The organism is Aquimarina addita, assembly GCF_039539305.1.
GTDB lineage: Bacteria > Bacteroidota > Bacteroidia > Flavobacteriales > Flavobacteriaceae > Aquimarina > Aquimarina addita.
In genome coordinates this window covers 1-1,340 of the sequence record NZ_BAABCW010000064.1, presented here as the reverse complement: position 1 = coordinate 1,340, position 1,340 = coordinate 1, and the positions used below count along the sequence as shown (strand labels likewise).

At 33.9% G+C, this 1,340-nt stretch carries 1 protein-coding gene; it reads right to left on the bottom strand.

Annotated elements, in window-relative coordinates:
* Positions 1-53 precede the first annotated feature (53 nt).
* Positions 54-1,250, bottom strand: coding sequence for an IS256 family transposase (locus ABD816_RS22135; protein ID WP_344931093.1), 1,197 nt, complete (start codon positions 1,248-1,250; stop codon positions 54-56).
* Positions 1,251-1,340: the final 90 nt, after the last annotated feature.

Genomic DNA, 1,340 nt, shown 5'->3' with positions numbered 1-1,340 from the left:
GACACTATCCCATTAAGTGTGTAAGTTTAAAATAAAGAGGGTTTGACTTTTATTTAAAGTTGAACCCTTTCATCAAATATAGTTAAAAATTGATTTAAAATTATTCCCCAATTCCGAATAGGCATTGTCCATTTTTTAGTAGCTTCTCTAAGCGCTAAAAAAGTAGATTTCATTACTGCATTATCGGTTGGGAATGAGAGTTTATTTTTGGTGTACTTTCTGATTTTACCATTGAGATTTTCAATGAGATTAGTAGTATAAATAATTTTTCTAATTTCTACAGGGAAGTCATAAAAAACAGTAAGTTCATCCCAGTTATCACGCCAACTTTTAATAGCATACGAATATTTAGATTCCCATTTTTGAGCAAAATCATTAAGAGCTGCTTCAGCCGCACTTTTGGTAGGAGCATTATAAATTTCCTTCATATCTTTTGAGAACTCTTTTTTATCTTTCCATACTACGTATCTGCTAGCATTTCTAATCTGGTGCACCACGCAAATTTGAGTAGTTGATTCTGGGAATACATTTCTAATAGTTTGAGTAAATCCATTGAGATTATCAGTAGCTGTGATTAATAGATCTTCAACACCTCGAGCCTTCATATCGGTGAGTACACTCATCCAAAAAGCAGCCGATTCATTTTTACCTAACCATAAACCTAGTACTTCTTTTTTACCATCTCTACGTAATCCAACAGCTATATACATAGTCTTATTGATCACCTTTGAGTTCTCCCTTACCTTAAAGACAATACCGTCCATCCAAGTAATTAAATAAACAGGCTCTAAGGGCCTATTCTGCCAAGCAACAATGTCATCACTAATGCGATCCGTAATTCTGGATATCGTTGATGTAGAAACATCAAAATCGTATACCTCTCGAATTTGTTCTTCAATATCGGAATTACTCATTCCCTTTGCATAGAGACTAATAATGACATTTTCAATACCATCTACTATATTTTCTCGCTTGGGGACCATCAGAGGATTAAATGATGCCTTACGATCTCTAGGAACTTTAATTTTACTTTCTCCTAGAGAGGTTTTAATCGTTTTACTAGAGTAGCCATTACGAGAGTTAGGGTTCTCTGATTTCTGGTGTTTTTCATAATCTAAATGAGCATCTAATTCTCCTTCTAAAATCTTTTCAACTCCTCGCTTTTGGATGGATTTGAGAAAACTGCTAAGTTCTTCTCCTGTTTTGAACTGTTTCAAAAAATCCTCGGTAATGAAATCTTCTTTCTTCATAAGTGCATAAAATTTAAAGTTAATAAAAAATAAAATACGGAGGTCGCGACCTCCGTATTTTAAACTTTACACACTTGGTGAGATACTACC